Annotated in this window: 15 protein-coding genes, 1 tRNA gene and 3 rRNA genes; 3 read left to right on the top strand and 16 right to left on the bottom strand. The window is 54.5% G+C overall.

Translation table 11 applies throughout. The features are described 5' to 3' along the window. Nucleotides 1-9 precede the first annotated feature (9 nt). Nucleotides 10-738, top strand: a complete 729-nt coding sequence (locus tag ACFER_RS00195) for a LytR/AlgR family response regulator transcription factor (protein ID WP_012937434.1) — start codon at nt 10-12, stop codon at nt 736-738. A 27-nt stretch (nt 739-765) separates the two neighbouring features. On the opposite strand, the gene ACFER_RS00190 is transcribed toward ACFER_RS00195, so the two are convergent. The 8 genes from ACFER_RS00190 to ACFER_RS00155 form a co-directional block, all read right to left on the bottom strand. Next, the gene (locus ACFER_RS00190) at nt 766-2,115 is read right to left on the bottom strand and encodes a sensor histidine kinase (RefSeq protein WP_012937433.1); all 1,350 of its coding nucleotides are present in this window, start codon (nt 2,113-2,115) and stop codon (nt 766-768) included. Further along, nucleotides 2,112-3,026 carry a hypothetical protein gene (locus ACFER_RS00185; protein ID WP_012937432.1) on the bottom strand — a complete coding sequence of 305 codons (915 nt, stop codon included), beginning with the start codon at nt 3,024-3,026 and terminating at the stop codon, nt 2,112-2,114. The genes ACFER_RS00190 and ACFER_RS00185 overlap by 4 nt, the downstream gene beginning before the upstream one ends. A 105-nt stretch (nt 3,027-3,131) precedes the next feature. Beyond that, nucleotides 3,132-3,207: transfer RNA gene (locus ACFER_RS00180), tRNA-Thr, on the bottom strand. Between the two features lie 105 nt (nt 3,208-3,312). Next, on the bottom strand, nt 3,313-4,107 hold the full coding sequence (gene murI, locus ACFER_RS00175) for a glutamate racemase (protein ID WP_012937431.1): 795 nt from the start codon (nt 4,105-4,107) through the stop codon (nt 3,313-3,315). 128 nt (nt 4,108-4,235) lie between these two features. Continuing rightward, complete coding sequence (locus tag ACFER_RS00170; protein WP_012937430.1) at nt 4,236-5,411, bottom strand: M20 metallopeptidase family protein; 1,176 nt, start codon at nt 5,409-5,411, stop codon at nt 4,236-4,238. Then, on the bottom strand, nt 5,411-5,788 hold the full coding sequence (locus ACFER_RS00165) for a peptidase dimerization domain-containing protein (RefSeq protein WP_041666061.1): 378 nt from the start codon (nt 5,786-5,788) through the stop codon (nt 5,411-5,413). The genes ACFER_RS00170 and ACFER_RS00165 overlap by 1 nt, the downstream gene beginning before the upstream one ends. 186 nt (nt 5,789-5,974) lie before the next feature. Beyond that, on the bottom strand, nt 5,975-7,519 hold the full coding sequence (locus ACFER_RS00160; protein ID WP_012937429.1) for an AbgT family transporter: 1,545 nt from the start codon (nt 7,517-7,519) through the stop codon (nt 5,975-5,977). 188 nt (nt 7,520-7,707) lie between these two features. Beyond that, a complete protein-coding gene (locus ACFER_RS00155; protein WP_012937428.1) occupies nt 7,708-8,235 on the bottom strand; it encodes an NAD(+) diphosphatase in 528 nt (175 codons plus the stop codon). Between the two features lie 121 nt (nt 8,236-8,356). Here ACFER_RS00155 and ACFER_RS00150 point away from each other — a divergent pair, with 121 nt between their 5' ends. Then, a complete protein-coding gene (locus ACFER_RS00150; protein WP_012937427.1) occupies nt 8,357-8,869 on the top strand; it encodes a ferritin in 513 nt (170 codons plus the stop codon). 215 nt (nt 8,870-9,084) lie between these two features. Beyond that, nucleotides 9,085-9,651, top strand: coding sequence for an HD domain-containing protein (locus tag ACFER_RS00145; protein ID WP_012937426.1), 567 nt, complete (start codon nt 9,085-9,087; stop codon nt 9,649-9,651). A gap of 35 nt (nt 9,652-9,686) precedes the next feature. Here the strand turns inward: ACFER_RS00145 and ACFER_RS00140 are convergent, their stop codons facing one another. The 8 genes from ACFER_RS00140 to ACFER_RS00105 form a co-directional block, all read right to left on the bottom strand. After that, on the bottom strand, nt 9,687-9,887 hold the full coding sequence (locus tag ACFER_RS00140) for a DUF2905 domain-containing protein (RefSeq protein WP_012937425.1): 201 nt from the start codon (nt 9,885-9,887) through the stop codon (nt 9,687-9,689). 286 nt (nt 9,888-10,173) lie between these two features. Then, a 5S ribosomal RNA gene (rrf, locus tag ACFER_RS00135) occupies nt 10,174-10,290 on the bottom strand. Between the two features lie 228 nt (nt 10,291-10,518). Further along, nucleotides 10,519-13,423: ribosomal RNA gene (locus ACFER_RS00130) — 23S ribosomal RNA — on the bottom strand. Nucleotides 13,424-13,792: 369 nt separating this feature from the next. Continuing rightward, a 16S ribosomal RNA gene (locus tag ACFER_RS00125) occupies nt 13,793-15,349 on the bottom strand. Together the 16S, 23S and 5S rRNA genes form the textbook arrangement of a ribosomal RNA operon. A 318-nt stretch (nt 15,350-15,667) precedes the next feature. Then, a complete protein-coding gene (locus tag ACFER_RS00120; RefSeq protein WP_012937424.1) occupies nt 15,668-16,327 on the bottom strand; it encodes a DUF805 domain-containing protein in 660 nt (219 codons plus the stop codon). 11 nt (nt 16,328-16,338) lie between these two features. After that, the gene (locus ACFER_RS00115) at nt 16,339-17,067 is read right to left on the bottom strand and encodes a hypothetical protein (protein ID WP_012937423.1); all 729 of its coding nucleotides are present in this window, start codon (nt 17,065-17,067) and stop codon (nt 16,339-16,341) included. 88 nt (nt 17,068-17,155) lie between these two features. Continuing rightward, nucleotides 17,156-17,356: a DUF951 domain-containing protein gene (locus ACFER_RS00110; protein ID WP_012937422.1), complete on the bottom strand. Its 201-nt coding sequence runs from the start codon at nt 17,354-17,356 to the stop codon at nt 17,156-17,158. Then, a complete protein-coding gene (locus tag ACFER_RS00105; RefSeq protein ID WP_012937421.1) occupies nt 17,346-18,014 on the bottom strand; it encodes a CBS and ACT domain-containing protein in 669 nt (222 codons plus the stop codon). The genes ACFER_RS00110 and ACFER_RS00105 overlap by 11 nt, the downstream gene beginning before the upstream one ends. Nucleotides 18,015-18,026: the final 12 nt, after the last annotated feature.

Here is an 18,026-nt window from a genome sequence, read left to right as displayed (position 1 = left end):
GAACCGATCATGCTGCACATTGCCATTTGTGATGACCAGGCCGACCAGATCCAGAAGATCCGGGAAGCTTCAGAGAAATACTTCCAGAACCGCAAAGAGCATGTAGACTATCAGACTTTTGAAAACGCCTTCGCTTTTATAGAAGCGGTGGACAAAGGGGATTTCTTCGATATCGTACTTCTGGATGTGTGCATGCCCGGGATTTTGGGCACCGACGTGGCCCGGGAACTCCGGGACCACCACAGCCGGGCGGAGATCATTTTCCTCACCACCAGCGACGAATTCGCCGTAGAAGCTTTTGAGGTGAAAGCCACGGATTATCTTCTGAAGCCCTTTACCCAGGCCCAGTTCTCCAAGGCCATGGACCGTGCCATTGCCTACATCCGCCAGCGGAACAGCGCCAAGGTCATTTTCCGGCTGGTGGGAGGGGGCGTCCGGGTGGAGGAAATCGCCCAGATTCTCTTCCTGGAAAGCCACGGCCATGTACTGGAAGTGTACCTGGCTGACGGGAGTACCCTGGAAACCCGGAAATCCGGCCAGGAAATGAAGACGGATCTGGACAAGATTGCTCCGGGCCAGTTCGTATCTCCCAACAAAGGCTACCTGGTGAACCTTTCCGCCATCCACATGATCAAAACCGACTACGTGGAGATCCAGGGCCACCAGATTCCCCTGGGCAAGCGGAAATACCGGGATTTCCAGGAACAGTATTTCCAGTTCATGTTTGCACCGAAATAAAGGGCTGTTGCACAGGCAACAGTCCTTTTAATCTCCCACTCCTTTCGCCCGCATGTCCAGCTGGAGGTAGGTAAGGAACCAGCCTTCTTTCTGCTGGCACAGGACACTGGCTCCGTATTTATCCCGGAACCGGGCCAGGGATTTCATGCCGATGCCGTGGCCCTTCACGTGAGTCACCGGAAGTCCGTCCTCGCCCAGTTGCACCGGCGCATCGAACATGTTTTTCACCAGGATGTTCAGCATATCCCCATGGCGCAGGGCCAACACCGTGATATTCCGCCGGTCCTCCGGCTGCTTTTCGCTGGCAATCAGGGCATTTTCCACCAGGTTGGAAAGGACAATAGAAAGATCCCCGCTACAGATAAGATCCTGGGGCAGGTCCACGGAAACGGTGGTGGGGATTCCTTCTTCCCGTGCCCGGGAGAGATACACGGTCAGGGCCGCATTGATCAGGGGATTCCGGCAGTACTGGGGCAGTTTGGTGCTGTTGAATTCTTCTCCCAGTTCTTCGATATAAGTCAGCACGCCCACCCGGTCCTTCCGCCGGACCAGGTCCAGCAGCTGATCCAGATGGTCCCGTTTTTCCCGGTAGATGGCTTCCAGCCGCTGCCGGGATTCCCGGGACATTTTTACATAGTTGGCCGCGGACACCACCTGCTGCTCCAGCTGGTGTTTTTCTTCCCGGGCGCTGATTTCGTCATAAACTTCCTGTTGGGCCGTGCGGATACTGGCCATGATCAGCACCGTTATCAGCAGCAGAAGGATCCGGGCTTCCAGCAGATCGAAATACCGTTCCTGGGAATCGTACACGCTCACATACAGGGTTTCTCCTGCCAGCACCATGGGGATCAGGGCCGTCAGCCGCCAGTACCGACGGGCCGCAGCCTCCCGGAAATGGCTGAAGGTCCGGGTCAGGAACCGGAGAACAAAGGGGAAAATCAGCAGGCATTCTGCTCCATAGAATAAAATCTGCCAGAAATACATGGAAGAAAAGGCGCTTTCCGGCCAGAAATACAGAAAAAAGTGCCAGAGAAAAGTATAAAAACAGCTGGAAAGCAGGACCCGGAAAGAGAGGATGAACAGATGCCCCACCCAGTACTTCCGGGTGGTCAAAAAACTCAGCAGGAACTGGGGAATCCAGATGATATAGCCGCAGGCCCAGTAGGCCCGGGGAATGGAAGAAAAAACACCGGACCGGACCAGTCCCATGGTCAGCCCCACGTCCAGGAAAAACAGGAGCAGCCAGCCGTTCCGGATGAATTTTTTCCGGTCAGGCTCCAGAAAATTCCAGAAGGGAAGGATCTGGAGCAGGTAAAAGGGCTGGAAGATCAGCACAAAGACCAACGGGCCCAAAATGGTTTCAAAAAGCGGGCTCATTTATCCGCCACCTCTTTCCGCAGCTTCAGCAGATGCTTTTCCGCTTCCCCAAACTGACCGTTCTCCGCCAATTCCCCCAGAAGGCGCAGCTGATGCCGGCTGTCATGCCGGAGGATGGCCAGTTCCTGCTGTTCTTTCCGGAGCGCGGCCGCGTAATCGTTCAGGACATTCAGCTGACCCTGGAGCCGGAGATTCTGTTCCTTCACCTGGAGCATGGTCTGGGTCTGCCGAAGCCCTCCCTGAAGAGACCGGACCAGCAGCAAAGCCACACTCACCAGCATCCCCAGGGTAATCAGGATATACAACTGGAAAAAAGGATGGAACAGGATCTCCGGATCCAGGATGAAATAGCCCTGATTGGCATGGTAGTAGCACAGCAGGAGCGGAATGGGCCCCAGCCAGGTCCAGAAAGCAGGCCGGGGGGATGTAAGCTGTTCCCGGGTAAACAGTTTTCCCAATACCTTCAGGGCCAGGGGCATCCCCAGCAGGAACAGCCCCAGATACAGAGAGAAATAGGGCAGGACCCGGTTGGTATGCCAGGCCTCCGGCAGGAACAATTTGAAGATTTCCAGACACAGGGTATGGATAAGGATCATGTAAATGGCCTGGAGCCCCAGTACGAACAGATGCCGGAGCCAGAAAGGCCGGACGGTGAACACCAGCAGCAGCAGATAGGGCAGATAGCAGAAATAATACAGGAACTGGAAGGTGCCGGTTTCAAATTTCATGAGCCCCCGGCCAAAAAGACCGGCCAGCAGGACAAATTCGAACAGGAAAATGTACAAATGCCCGCACAGCAGGAAATGGCGGGTGGAAGGCCGTACAATGGACCGAAAAGGGTAATAGCGGAGATAGGCCGCCGGCAGCAGGGACACGCAGAACAGGAACAGGGGCAGCAGGATTTGGGCCACAGCAGGAGCACCTCCGGAACAGTTTATTTTTCATTATGCCGAATTTTGGGAAAGATGTCAAACGCAAAAAAGCCCGCCACCAAAGTGACGGGCTTGTATGGCATCTGGAGCTACTGATAGGATTCGAACCTACGACCCTCTCATTACGAATGAGATGCTCTACCAGCTGAGCTACAGTAGCATTGAACAGGAGAATTATACCATATCTCCGGGGATTGTTCAAGGGGGGAAAGAGAGCTCTGGTCGCGGGTCGCAGCCCGCGGCCGGAGGTGTGAATCCCCCTCTCTCACAAATGGATCAGCCGGAAATCACACTGGTTCATATCCAGCATCCGGGCTGCCAGGCGCTTGCCCCGTTCCAGGTCGGCGGTGAAACACACTTCCGCCCGGCCCAGGCCGGTTTCCCGGTTCAGCCGCCGCTGCTTCAGGTCTTCCATGGCCGCCTGGACCGTCCGTTCCGCCGGATCCAGGATGGTGACCCCGGGCCCGAAGGCTTCCCGGATTTCCTTTTCCACAAAGGGATAATGGGTACAGGAGAGCATCACCGTATCCACATCATATTCCTTCAGTTTATCCGTATATTCTTTGATGGCCGCCGCCAGTTCCGGACTGCCGAACTGTTCCCCTTCAATGAGCGGGACGAATTTGGGACAACCCTGGCCGAACACCTGGATTTCCGGATCCATTTCCTGGATTTCCTTTTTGTGGGCCCCGGAAGCCACCGTGAAATCCGTGGCCAGGAATCCCACTTTTTTGTTTCGGGTGACCCCTTCCACCATATGGGCCCCTTTTTTCATGCCGATGACGGAGAAATCATACCCGTTTTTGATCACGTCGGTGCCCAGTACCGTAATGGTGTTGCAGGCCACCACCAGCTGTTTGATGTTCCGCCGGTTCAGCCAGGCGGTCATTTCTCCCACAAATCCCTGGATTTCTTCCCGGGACCGGTTGCCGTAGGGAGTACGGGCCGTATCCCCGATGAAAATGAACCGTTCATGGGGCATCTTCTCCTGGAGCCACTTCAGGACCGTCAGTCCCCCCACCCCGGAATCGATAACACCAATGGGATCTAGTCTGTTCATGGAACCCCTCCTTGCTTGTGTAAATACCGTTGAACCACTTCAGGAAAATATATTATACCACGAAAAAAGGGGGGGTGTGAAAGAATTCACATCCCCGGTCACGGGTCACGAGTCCCGGGCCGCGACCCTCATCCATTCAAATACTCCAGCGCAAACTGGACCTCGATTCCCGTCCCGTTGGGCAGCACGTCTTCGTCCACTTCAAATCCGGGATGGTGATGGACGCAGCAGATGCCCTTTTCTTTGTTCCTGGCTCCCAGGAACAGAAACACCCCGGGGACCTTTTCCATGAACACGGAAAAATCTTCCGCCCCCATCTGCTTTTCCATGGGAACCAGGGCTTTGTCCCCCATAATCCGGGCCACCGCTTTCCGCCCGCAATCGTTCAGATTCCGGTGTTCGTTGATAAGAGGGGCGGGCCCAAAGAAATAGGTGCAGTCCACCTGGCACCCCAGCCCTTCCCCAAAGGCCCGGGCCACTTTTTCGATTTTCTCCGGCAGGGTCTTCCGGAAAGCCTTGTTGAAGGTCCGGGTGGTGCCCACCAGCTGGACGGACCGGGCCAGCTCTCCTTTGTTCCCTTCGCTGTTCATCATCCCCACCGTGAGCACAAAGGTGTTTTCCGGGTCGTTCTGCCGGCTCACCAGCTGCTGGAGCCCCATGACCACGGAGGCAGCCGCCGCCAGGGGATCCGCTCCCTGTTCCGGGGCATCGGAAAGGGCCGTTTTCCCGGTAAGGGTAAGGGTGAACCGGTCGCTGCAGGCCATCCGTTCCCTGTCTTCCAGATTGGCGGTCCCGGCATCCAGCAGGGCCCAGATATGCATGCCGAAAATGGCGTCCACATCATCCAGGCAACCCTTTTCCACATAATGACGGGACTCGGTGCCGATTTCTTCCCCCATTTGGAACAGCAGTTTCACCTTGCCTGGAAAGGCATCCCGGTGGGCGCTGAGGATTTTGGCCGCTCCCAGGAGCATGGCCGTATGGCAGTCGTGCCCGCAGGCATGCATGACCCCGGGATTCTGGGAGGCATAGGTTTTGGTCAGATCCGCCTCCTGGATGGGCAGGGCATCGATGTCCGCCCGGAGCATCAGTGTCTTTCCCGGCCCCTTGGTCCCCTGGATGGTGCCGATGCAGCCGGTGATATCCGGGAAAGTCTGGACCGGGATCCCCATTCTTTCCAGTTCCGCCGCAATGTGGGCGGTGGTGTTTTTTTCTTCCCGCCCCAGTTCCGGATGGGCATGGAGCCAGTGCCGCTGTTCCAGGATGTACGCTTTTTCGTCAGCCGCCAGGGCCTTTACGTCCATCAGCAGGCGCCCCCTTCCGGCAGCAGGGCCATTTCGCTGCGGCAGTCAAAAGTTTCCGCCGTCCGCCGGGCCAGTTTCTTCAGTTTGTCCGCCATGTCCATGAGCAGTTCGTCGTCGTAGGCCTGGAGACAGCCGGTCAGCTGGACCTTGTCGCAGACGATGTTGAACTGTTTCCCGGCCCTGACGCTTTCAAACCCCAGGACCAGGGGACGGAGGGGATTGTTCACCCGGCTCACCAGGGTCTGGGCCGCCTGGACCACCGCCGAAGCCGCCACAATGGCATCCTTCCCCAGATGGGGCGTGGAACCGTGGGCCGAAACCCCATGGACGGTGATGGTAAAATCGATTTCCTTTGCTTTATCCTTCCGTAAACTCATAAGCGTTTGTCCTTTCTATAAACGGGAGGATGTGAAAAAATCACACCCCCGGTCACTGTTCTCTTGTCACTGGACACTGGACGGAGACAGGCAAACGCGGCTGGCGTTTGCCCTGGAACAGAAACGCAGCCTCCGGCTGCGTTTTCCATTGAGGGAACCCGCGACCCGGGTTCCTTCCAAATACCCTTACAGATAAATCCCGCCGCCGGGGCCCAGGGGCAGATCCAGTACCACCCAGGCTGCCAGCAGAATCAGCCAGGCAATGGCAAAGCAGATGGAATAGGGCAGCATATTGGCGATGATGGTGCCCATCCCGGTGTCCTTTTCATACTTCCGGGCAAATCCCAGCATCAGAGGGAAATAATAGAACAGGGGAGACAGCGGGTTGGTCAGGGAGTCCCCAATCCGGTAGGCCACCTGGGTCAGAGCCGGGTCAAACCCCATGAGCATCATCATGGGCACCATCACCGGTGCCAGGATGGCCCACTTGGCGGAAGCGGAGCCGATGAAGATGTTCACGATGCAGGATACGATCACCAGACCGATGATCAGCGGAAGCCCGGTGAAGTTCATGGCCTTCAGTCCCGCAGCCCCTTTGATGGCCAGCACCAGCCCCAGCTTGGACCAGCCGAAATAACTGGTGAACTGGGAACAGAAGAAGCACAGCAGGATGTAGGAAGAAATATCCTTGAAAGCCTGGGAAATGTCCGCAAACATATCCTTGTCGTTTTTATACTTGCCGGAAGCGAAGCCGTACACCGCCCCGGGCACAAACAGCACCAGGGTCACCATCAGGATGATGCCGGTCATGAAGGGAGATTTCACGTTCATGATGGAGTGGGTCTTGGGATCCCCCAGGATGGGGTCAGCCCCCACGCACAGCAGGGCAATGACCACCAGGGTAATCAGGGTGGCCACAATGGCCTTGTTCACCGCCGCCTTGTTCCGGGGCGTCATTTCCGTCAGGGATTTGTCGATTTCATACTTGCTCAGGTCCACACCGGCAAACCGGGGCGCCATGATTTTTTCCGTTACGAAGGTCCCTACAAAGCTCAGCAGGAAACAGGATACCACCAGGAAATAATAGTTGATGGCCGGCGTCTGCTGATAGCTGGGATCGATGAGCTTGGCGGCGGCTTCCGTAAACCCGTAGGCCAGGGAATCACTCATCCCCAGCATCACATTGGCACAGAACCCGGCAGCCACACTGGCAAAGGCGGTAAAGACCCCCAGGAGCGGATGGCGCCCCATGCTCAGGTAGATCACCCCGGCCACCGGCGGCAGCACCACAAAGGCCGCATCCCCGGCCACGTTGCCGTTGATGCCGATGAAAATGATCACCCAGGTCACCAGAGCCGGAGCCGCATCCCCCAGCATCTTCTGCATGAAGGCTGCCAGGAACCCGCTTTTTTCAGCCACACCGGCCCCCAGCACACAAACCAGCACCATACCCAGAGGAGCGAAGGTGGAAAAGTTGGTCACGGCCTTGCTCCACATCATCCGGAATCCATCCACGGTCAGCAGGTTGACCACTTTGATTTCCTTGCCCGTGCCCGGATGGACAGCCGATACCCCCATGCTTCCGAAAATCGCTGACAGGATAATGACGATCACCGCCAGGATAATGAACAGGGTTGCCGGATCCGGCAGTTTGTTGCCGGCCACTTCCACCGCGTTCAGGAAACGGTCCATAAGACTTTTCTTCGTTTTTTCCTGTGTCCCTGCAGTCATAGTAACAACATCCTTTCCTTGAGAAATTGGCTTTTTCCAGTACATTAAAGAAATAATGGCAGAACGCTTATGAGAAAAAGCACAGTTTCATTATAAGCAAATTCCTATGGAAAATCCATGTTTCTGTCGGGAAAATACTGTATACATATTCCGTTTATTTCCGAACTTTTGTTAAAATTATTGTTTTATCATTTCCTTTTCTTCGGTTCTTCCAGCCCTTTCATGGCCAGCAGCTTCCGCCACAGAGGGTAGATCACATTTTCCGGGGTTTCCGGATAGGCAGTTTGGGGCAGGTCCAGGATGGGGACCCAGTGGGCGGAGGTGACTTCCTGGGACAGCCGGAAAGGCTGCTTCCGGACAAAGCCCAAAAAGCCGTGCATGAGCATCTGTCCCTTGCTGAACCAGTAGGTGCCTTCCGGGATCATCCGTTCCAGGGTCAGGCCCAGTTCTTCCCGGACTTCCCGGTGGGCCGTTTCTTCTGCAGTTTCCCCCGGCATGATGAACCCGGAGGTGATGCTTTCGTATTCCTGGGACAGGTGGGGCTGTTTGCACAGGACCACTTCGTCCTGTTCATTGCACAGCAGGATGATGATGCAGCTGTAGAAAAAATCGAACCAGTACCGCTGGCATACAGGGCAGAAAGGGACCGGCCCCTCATCCCCCGCCGGTTTGGACTGGAGATGGCTGCCGCAGGTGGGGCAATATTCAAAATGCATGGGATTTCCTCCTTTGTTGATACAGGGTTAGCATACCCAACCGGGGAAACCCTGTCAAGTTTTTTCGCCGCCCTCCGCCAAACCTGCTATAATGGTAGGAATGAAAAAGGAGGTTTTATCCATGCTGGACAATAAAGTCAGAGACCTGATCAACGAACAGGTCACCAAGGAATTCTATTCCGCCTACCTGTATCTGGATTTCGCCAACTATTATCAGGAAAAGGGACTGGACGGTTTCGCCCACTGGTTCGATATCCAGGCCCAGGAAGAACGGGACCACGCCATGCTTATGCGCACCTACCTGCAGAACAACGATGTTCCCGTGGTCTTCGGCACCATCGACAAACCGGACATGACCTGCAAGAAACTGGACGATGCCCTGAAGGCCGCCCTGAAACATGAACAGTTCATCACCGGCTGCATCAACAAAATCTACGCCGCCGCCGACAAAGCCAAAGATTACCGGACCATGCAGTTCTTCGACTGGTTCGTCAAAGAACAGGGCGAAGAAGAAAAGAACGTCAGCGACCTGATCAAGAAATTTGAACTGTTCGGCAGCGATCCCAAAGGGTTGTATGCCCTGAACCAGGAACTCCTGGCCCGGGTCTACGCCGCCCCCACCCTGGTACCCTGAGAAAAAGACGAAGGGGTTGTTGCACGTGTGAAAATCGCACACATGCAACAACCCTCTCTTTTTCCATCCATTCTCAAAAAATATACTCATGCGTATTATAGCCATGACTATACTAGTTATGACTATAATACAGTGATTTTCTTCTTCCCTTTGAGCCTGCTGCCTATTCCGCTCTATAAAGGTTCCATCTCTGCACCAAGAAAGGAAGTAGTTCCATGTCCCCTGAAACGTTTCTTGCGATCCTGACCCGGGCCGGCCGGCTGAAAACCGCCACCCGCCACTGTTGGACCGCTTCCGGCCGCCAGGAAAGCGTGGCGGACCATTCCTGGCGGATGGCCCTGATGGCCCTTCTGTTGTCCAAGGAACCGGAATTCCGGGAACTGGACCTGGACCGGGTGATCCGGATGTGCCTGATCCACGACCTGGGAGAAGCCTTTACCGGGGATATCCCCACCTTTGCCAAAGGAGACCGGAACCGGGCGGTGGAACAGGATTGCTGGGCCAGCTGGCTGGCCACCTTTCCGGAAGAAAACCGGGAGGAATGGCAGGCCCTGCTGGAAGAGATGGAAGCCCAGGAAACCCGGGAAGCCAGACTGTACAAGGCCCTGGACAAACTGGAAGCGGTGATCAGCCACAATGAATCGGATCGGGACACCTGGCTGCCCCTGGAATACGATCTCCAGTTCACCTACCCGGAAAAAGCCGTCCAGTTCTCTCCCTGGCTGAAAGAACTGAAAAAAGCCGTGGATCAATGGACGGAAGCGAAGATAAAAAACAGATAGAAAGAAGGGGCTGTTGAATGAATCAACAGCCCCTTTTAATGAAATAACCGCAACAGCAGATTCAGCACCACACTGACCACGATGCAGGTAACCACGGGAAAATAAAAGCTCCCGTGTTTCCCGGTAATATGGATATCTCCGGGCAAATGGCCCAGAGGGAAAAAGTGTGCGCCCAATTCCACCACAAGACCTGTCACAACCAGCAGCAGCCCCAGGCCGATCAGCATCCGTCCCATGTTTCCATCCCCCTCATTTTTGTTTCTATTGTACCATGTTCTCCTTCTTTTCGTCTTCTATACCAAAATTTTACGGAAATCCCACAGGATTTGTACACGCCCCTTTTGCCAATTGATTTTGAAACAGCATAAACCGTAGGGGGCGCAGGCCCGGCGCCCCGCCCAACGCACAAACAATCAGCATCCAAACGGGCTGCCCGGCGTGCAGCCCCTACGGGTCCGAGTGACCGTTGACCAGTGACATACACAAAAACACCTGCATCTTTCGATGCAGGTGTTCTCTCTTAACCGGCAGCTCCCTATCCTCCCGGACCGTTTCCAGTCGAGTACTTTCGGCGTATAAGGGCTTAACTGCTGTGTTCGGCATGGGAACAGGTGGATCCCCTTAGCTATCGCCACCGGATTTTCAATTGAAGGCATGAGCCCTCAAAACTTCATGAAGAGACATATACGTTCTTTCGGACGTAACGTTACGAGCTTCTTTCGCTCACTTGCTCTCTTATTTCGTATGCCTCAGCCGCTTCGCGGTAGAGGATACTCACGGATGCTCCTTTTCGTCGCATCCTTCTGAGTAAGTTCGCTGGCACGATTCTTTGCTGCGCTTCCGCTTGCAAACAATCGGCGACTCACTTAAGTCAAGCCCTCGACATATTAGTACAGGTCAGCTTAACATATTGCTACGCTTCCACACCCTGCCTATCAACCTGGTAATCTTCCAGGTGTCTTACCAGCTTACGCTGTGAGAGATCTCATCTTAAGGATGGTTTCACGCTTAGATGCTTTCAGCGTTTATCCATTCCGGACGTAGCTACCCAACTGTACCCCTGGCGGGATAATTGGTACACCAGCGGTCCGTCCACTCCGGTCCTCTCGTACTAGGAGCAGCCCCCTTCAAATCTCTTGCGCCCGCGATGGATAGGGACCGAACTGTCTCACGACGTTCTGAACCCAGCTCACGTACCACTTTAATGGGCGAACAGCCCAGCCCTTGGGACCGACTTCAGCCCCAGGATGTGATGAGCCGACATCGAGGTGCCAAACCTCCCCGTCGATATGGACTCTTGGGAGAGATTAGCCTGTTATCCCCAGGGTAGCTTTTATCCGTTGAGCGATGGCCCTTCCACTTGGATGCCACCGGATCACTAAGCCCTACTTTCGTACCTGCTCGCCGTGTTTGGCTCGCAGTCAAGCTCCCTTCTGCCTTTACACTCCGCGCGCGGTTTCCGTCCGCGCTGAGGGAACCTTTGGGCGCCTCCGTTACTCTTTGGGAGGCGACCGCCCCAGTCAAACTGCCCGCCTAACACTGTCCCGGCGATCGTTACTCGCTCGGTTAGAATCCCGATAATTGAAGGGTGGTATCCCAACGTCGGCTCCGGCAATCCCAGAGGACTGCCTTCCATGCCTCCCACCTATCCTGTGCATCAAGTATCAGAACCCAATATTAGGTTACAGTAAAGCTCCATGGGGTCTTTCTGTCCAGTCGCGGGTAACCTGCATCTTCACAGGTATTTCAATTTCACCGGGTCCCTCGTTGAGACAGTGCCCAAATCGTTACACCTTTCGTGCGGGTCGGAACTTACCCGACAAGGAATTTCGCTACCTTAGGACCGTTATAGTTACGGCCGCCGTTCACTGGGGCTTCAGTCGAATGCTTTGGGTCGAACCCGGACATCCTTCTTTAACCTTCCAGCACTGGGCAGGTGTCAGCACCTATACTTCAGATTTCTCTTTCGCAGGCACCTGTGTTTCTGGTTAACAGTCGCTTGGGCCTCTTCTCTGCGACCACACCGGGCTCCGGGAGCTAGTCCCTTCACCTTTGTGGCTACCCTTATCCCGAAGTTACGGGTACATTTTGCCGAGTTCCTTAACGAGGGTTCTCCCGCGCACCTTAGGATTCTCTCCCCGCATACCTGTGTCGGTTTACGGTACGGGCGGCAGCTTTCTCACTAGAAGCTTTCTCGGCAGCGTAGGCTCAATCCCTTCGGGAACAAGTTCCCTCCGCATCACGCCTCAGCCTCAGTTACCGGATTTGCCTGGTAACCAGCCTGCACGCTTGCACACGATCTACCAATCTCGTGCGGACCTGCCTTCCTGCGTCACTCCTTCGTTCAAACGATCACTGCCGGTACTGGAATATCAACCAGTTGTCCATCTCCTACGCTCTTTGCCTCGGATTAGGTCCCGACTTACCCTGAGACGACGATCGTTGCTCAGGAATCCTTATGCTTTCGGTGGAATGGATTCTCACCATTCTTTTCGCTACTCATGCCAACATTCTCACTTCCCACCAGTCCACCGTCCCTTCCAGGACGACTTCAACCCGATGGGAACGCTCCTCTACCACGCATACCTACGTATGCATCCATAGCTTCGGTTCCATACTTTAGCCCCGGGAATCTTCGGCGCAGGGCCTCTCGACCAGTGAGCTATTACGCACTCTTTAAATGGTGGCTGCTTCTGAGCCAACATCCTGGTTGTTTATGAGACCCCACATCCTTTTCCACTTAGTATGGCATTGGGGACCTTAGCTGATGGTCTGGGCTGTTTCCCTTTTGACAACGGGACTTATCTCTCGTAGTCTGACTCCCAGGCTCTGCAGCATAACCATTCGTAGTTTGACAGGGTTCGGTAACCATTACAGTCCCTATCCCGATCAGTGCTCTACCGCCTATGCTTACTGCCTGAGGCTAGCCCTAAAGCTATTTCGAGGAGAACCAGCTATCTCTGCGTTCGATTGGAATTTCACCGCTACCCACGATTCATCCGAAAGTTTTTCAACACTCACCGGTTCGGTCCTCCACACGATTTTACCCGTGCTTCAACCTGATCATGGGTAGATCACTACAGTTTCGGGTCTACGAACACCAACTCTTCGCCCTTTTCAGACTCGGTTTCCCTACGGCTCCGCATTTCCTGCTTAACCTCGCTGGTGCCCGTAACTCGTTGGCTCATTCTTCAATAGGCACGCCGTCGCTTGCGCTCCGACTGCTTGTAGACATACGGTTTCAGGTTCTCTTTCACTCCGCTCCCGCGGTTCTTTTCACCTTTCCCTCACGGTACTATGCGCTATCGGTCACTAAGAAGTGTTTAGCCTTGGAGGGTGGTCCCCCCGACTTCCCGCAAAATTCCTCGTGCTTCACGGTACTCTGGATACTGGCCTCCTTGCTCTGCCTTTCGCCTACCCGGCTCTCACGGTCTGTGGCTCACCTTTCCAGGTGATTCGGCTAGGCCTGACTCGGTTTATGCCAGTCCGTAACCCCAGGGAGCCGAAGCTCTCTGGTTTAGGCTCTGCCCTCTTCGCTCGCCGCTACTGTGGGCATCTCGTTTGATTTCTCTTCCTCCGGCTACTTAGATGTTTCAGTTCACCGGGTTCCCTTCCCGAAGGATACCATCCCATGACGGATGGTGGGTTCCCCCATTCGGACACCTACGGATCAAAGCCTGCTTGCGGCTCCCCGTAGCTTTTCGCAGCTTACCACGTCCTTCATCGGCTCTTAGTGCCAAGGCATTCACCGTATGCCCTTAGTAGCTTGACTTAAAATTGCTTCGATAAATTGTCTGCTCCTTTGTCGCTCGTCGTTCGCCATCCTCGACATACTGGAGTATAGTCTGCGGTGGCTCTCTTTCTCGCTTCGCGGATCAGAGCAATTTCTCTTCGCAATTTTCTGGTTCAGTTTACTAAGGAACTTACGTTCCCTGGTATTCTCGTTACTCGTTTCTAAATTCGCATTTAGATCAGAGGTGCTTATCTGATCATCACATCAGATAAGACTTTGTTTTGTCTCTTCTATGAAGTTTTCAAGGTTCATGTTCAGGGACGAGCCCTGAGAACCGAATATTGTTCCTGACAGATGTGCGTCGACGAGAATAGAAGTAAGTCCTTGGACTCCTTCGGTTCTCCATAGAAAGGAGGTGATCCAGCCGCTCGTTCTCGAACGGCTACCTTGTTACGACTTCACCCCAATCATCGGCCCCACCTTAGACAGCTGACTCCTAAAAGGTTATCTCACCGGCTTCGGGTGTTACCAACTTTCGTGGTGTGACGGGCGGTGTGTACAAGGCCCGGGAACGTATTCACCGCAGTATGCTGACCTGCGATTACTAGCGATTCCAACTTCACGCAGGCGGGTTGCAGCCTGCGATCCGAACTGGGGTCGGGTTTCTGGGATTGGCTCCGCCTCGCGGCTTCGCTGCCCTTTGTTGCCGACCATTGTAGTACGTGTGTAGCCCAAGACATAAGGGGCATGATGACTTGACGTCATCCCCGCCTTCCTCCAGGTTATCCCTGGCAGTCTCCTATGAGTCCCCACCATTACGTGCTGGTAACATAGGATAAGGGTTGCGCTCGTTGCGGGACTTAACCCAACATCTCACGACACGAGCTGACGACAGCCATGCACCACCTGTTTTCGTGCTTCCGAAGAAGGGGACCCATCTCTGGGTCTTTCACTCAATGTCAAGCCTTGGTAAGGTTCTTCGCGTTGCGTCGAATTAAACCACATACTCCACCGCTTGTGCGGGCCCCCGTCAATTCCTTTGAGTTTCAATCTTGCGATCGTAGTCCCCAGGCGGGGTACTTATTGCGTTAACTCCGGCACAGAAGGGGTCGATACCTCCTACACCTAGTACCCATCGTTTACGGCCAGGACTACCGGGGTATCTAATCCCGTTTGCTACCCTGGCTTTCGCATCTCAGCGTCAGACACAGTCCAGAAAGGCGCCTTCGCCACTGGTGTTCCTCCCAATATCTACGCATTTCACCGCTACACTGGGAATTCCCCTTTCCTCTCCTGCACTCAAGACTTCCAGTATCCAACGCCATACGGGGTTAAGCCCCGCATTTTCACGTCGGACTTAAAAGCCCGCCTACATGCTCTTTACGCCCAATAATTCCGGACAACGCTTGCCACCTACGTATTACCGCGGCTGCTGGCACGTAGTTAGCCGTGGCTTCCTCGTCAGGTACCGTCAACACCAAAATGTATTATAGATCGGTGCTTTCGTCCCTGACAACAGAGTTTTACAACCCGAAGGCCTTCATCACTCACGCGGCGTTGCTCCGTCAGACTTTCGTCCATTGCGGAAGATTCCCCACTGCTGCCTCCCGTAGGAGTTTGGGCCGTGTCTCAGTCCCAATGTGGCCGTTCATCCTCTCAGACCGGCTACTGATCATCGCCTAGGTGAGCCGTTACCTCACCTACTAGCTAATCAGACGCAGGCCCATCTTCTGGCGATAGCTTACAAGTAGAGGCCATCTTTCATCCTCTCTCCATGCGGAAAGAGGATCTCATTCGGTATTAGCATCCCTTTCGGAATGTTGTCCCCAACCAGAGGGCAGGTTGCCTACGCGTTACTCACCCGTTCGCCACTAAGAACATTCCGAAGAAAGTTCTCCGTTCGACTTGCATGTGTTAAGCACGCCGCCAGCGTTCGTCCTGAGCCAGGATCAAACTCTCCAAAATAGATATTTTGAAGAGCCGCTTGGCTCTCGAAAAACTAGCTCTGATTTTTTAACCTGGTTTTCATCCAGGTGACTCGATCTCATCACTAAAAGTGACTTGACCCGCACATCTGTCAACAATATTCAGTTCTCAAAGTTCGTCTCGCTGTCTCAGTGACAGCTTCTATATAATACCAGACTTTCGTTTCTTTGTCAACAACTTTTTTCTTTCAATGTTTCAGTTGAAACATTCTGTTGTTGAGAAACCTTTTGTCTGTTGCTTTCTCAAGGAGAAAGCTTGTATAGTATAGCAAAAAGGGGAATCCCTGTCAACAACTTTTTATTCGGCCACTCCATACTCATTCTGACCGGGCTGGCTTTCCGCAAACAGCAGGTACAGGAACATGAGCAGGTTCAGGGCCGGAACCACACAGACAAACATCCAGAACCCGGAATGGCCCCGGTCATGGAGGCGGCGGACTGCCAGGGAAATCTGGGCCACAAAAAGCCCCAGAAGTGCCAGATAGCCCAAAGGAGCCAGGAAGGGCAGGATACCGCAGATCAGACCGATAAGCACTGCCGCCAGCAGCAGTACCAGCCACCGGCAGATATAAGTTCCCCGGTTCAACCGGCCGTTGAAGGAAAAGTACATGGGCTTCCAGGTATTTCCATCGGGGATATTGGCCTGGAAACGGGCACTGAAACTGGGATTGCCGTTGGGACCGTACTGGTACTGCTGTTGCTGCTGTCCCTGCTGCTGCCAGCCATTCTGGCTCTGCTGCTGCCAGTTCTGCTGCTCACGGGTACCGGTTCCCTGGCCGCTGTCAGGCTGCCCCTGCTGTTCGGTTTCCGGTTGGGCAGCCGGTACCGGCGGATTCGGGGCTTCCGTTTCTCCCCGCAGGGTCTGGCTCACCGGAGTCAGCACCAGGGGGGTGCCGTCTTCCGAACAAAAATTCTGGGAATCCTCATAGATTTTATGGCATTTGGGACAGGTTTTCATGATCTTCTCCTCTATTTTTTCCGGGGATGTCTGGCATAGTAGGAAGCCAGCTGATCCCCAATGTATTCGCCGTAGGTATCGCCTTTTTTGTTCCACACATCGTTTACCGCATAATGGTCCGTCATGTTGTTCCGGTCATCGAAGGTGCACAGATACAGGGTCCTTGCCTTTCCATTCTTTACATCATACCGGGTCTGGGACACCAGGATCCGGGTTCCGTTTACCGGTTTCTTCATCACGGTCTTTTCCCATACCTGGTAGGTATTGGGTCCTTTCTTTTCCAGGGAATCCGGATTGAACCATTTCCTCCCCAATCCGGGAAGGCTCTTGATGAACACCCAGGGTCCTCTCCACCGGGAATAATCCCATTCGTACCGGGCCCGGGTAAAAAGGCTGGTCATGGGCTGGAATTCCTGCCATTCCTGGATTTTCCGGTTCCCGGCCGTTTTCCTGCCCCGGGCGTCCAGCTGGTAACTGCTCAGCTGCCGCCACTTTTTGCCTTTCATGTCGTACTCCCGGTGACGGAGCTCTCCCGTCCGGCCATGGGCATCGGACTGGGGCCACAGGACCTTCTCCCATACGGTCAGAGAGGTATCCGCCGGCCGTTTCAGGCTGTCCCGGTCCATAAGGATCTCGCCTTCTTCGCTGCTGCCCAGAGACATCCAGTGGACGGCCAGAGCCGGCATCGGCAGCACGGTAAGACAGACTCCCAGCACACAGGCTCCCAACCACTTTTTCATTGCTGAACACCTCCGGAAATTTCTGCTTTACGCACCATTATAGCATGAAACAAGAGGGCATGAAAGAATCCTTCCACGCCCTCTTTGTTCAATCTTCCTTATGGACCAGGACTTCCCGCACGGCCTTTTCGAACTTGGCTCTGGGCAGCAGCACGTAATGGCCGCAGCCCCGACATTTGATGCCGAAGTCCATGCCCACCCGGAGCACATCCCATTCATAGGACCCGCAGGGATGGGCCTTCTTCATCCGGACAATGTCCCCCACTTTATAGTCAGCTTCATTCTTCATGGGCATCATCTACTTTCAGGGTGGAGATGTCGGTGATCACGAACCCGGCATCCCGGATGGTCTGGATGATGTCCATGGCATTGGTCAGATCGGCCCGTACCGTAATGGCGGCCCGTTTGGGCCCGATTTTCCGGGTTACCACAGAAATGATGTTTACGCCCCGGTTTTTGAAAATTTCCGCCAGTTCGGCCAGGACACCCACCTTATCCTGGGTATCCACGGTGATCTTGGTGGACGTCTTGGCATAACCCAGCAGATCCACAAAGGCCTTGAACACGTCGGTATCGGAAATGATCCCCACCACTTTGTTGGTGGCATCCACCACCGGCAGTGCTCCGATCTTGAATTTGTACATGAGATAGGCAGCCGTTTCCACCCCGTCTTCCGCCTTGACGGTGATGACCGCTTTGGTCATCAGGTCTTTGGCCTTCAGTTTGCCCAGGATATAGTTGGCTTCATACCGGTCCAGGGTGCTGGCATCGGAAGGTGTGGCCCGGGATACATCCCCGTCGGTGACGATGCCTTTCAAATGGCCGTCCCCATCCACTACAGGGATCCGGCGCAGATTGTTGTTCAGCATCAGTTCCCGGATTTCCAGCAGGGACTGTTCCGTTGTGACTACTTTTACGACTTTGGTCATCAGATCTTTGACTTGCATGGTTCTGCCTCC

Origin of the sequence: Acidaminococcus fermentans DSM 20731 (assembly GCF_000025305.1) — a bacterium.
Lineage (GTDB): Bacteria > Bacillota > Negativicutes > Acidaminococcales > Acidaminococcaceae > Acidaminococcus > Acidaminococcus fermentans.
The sequence above is the reverse complement of the archived record's forward strand: the minus strand, read 5'-3'. Positions and strand labels throughout refer to the sequence as shown.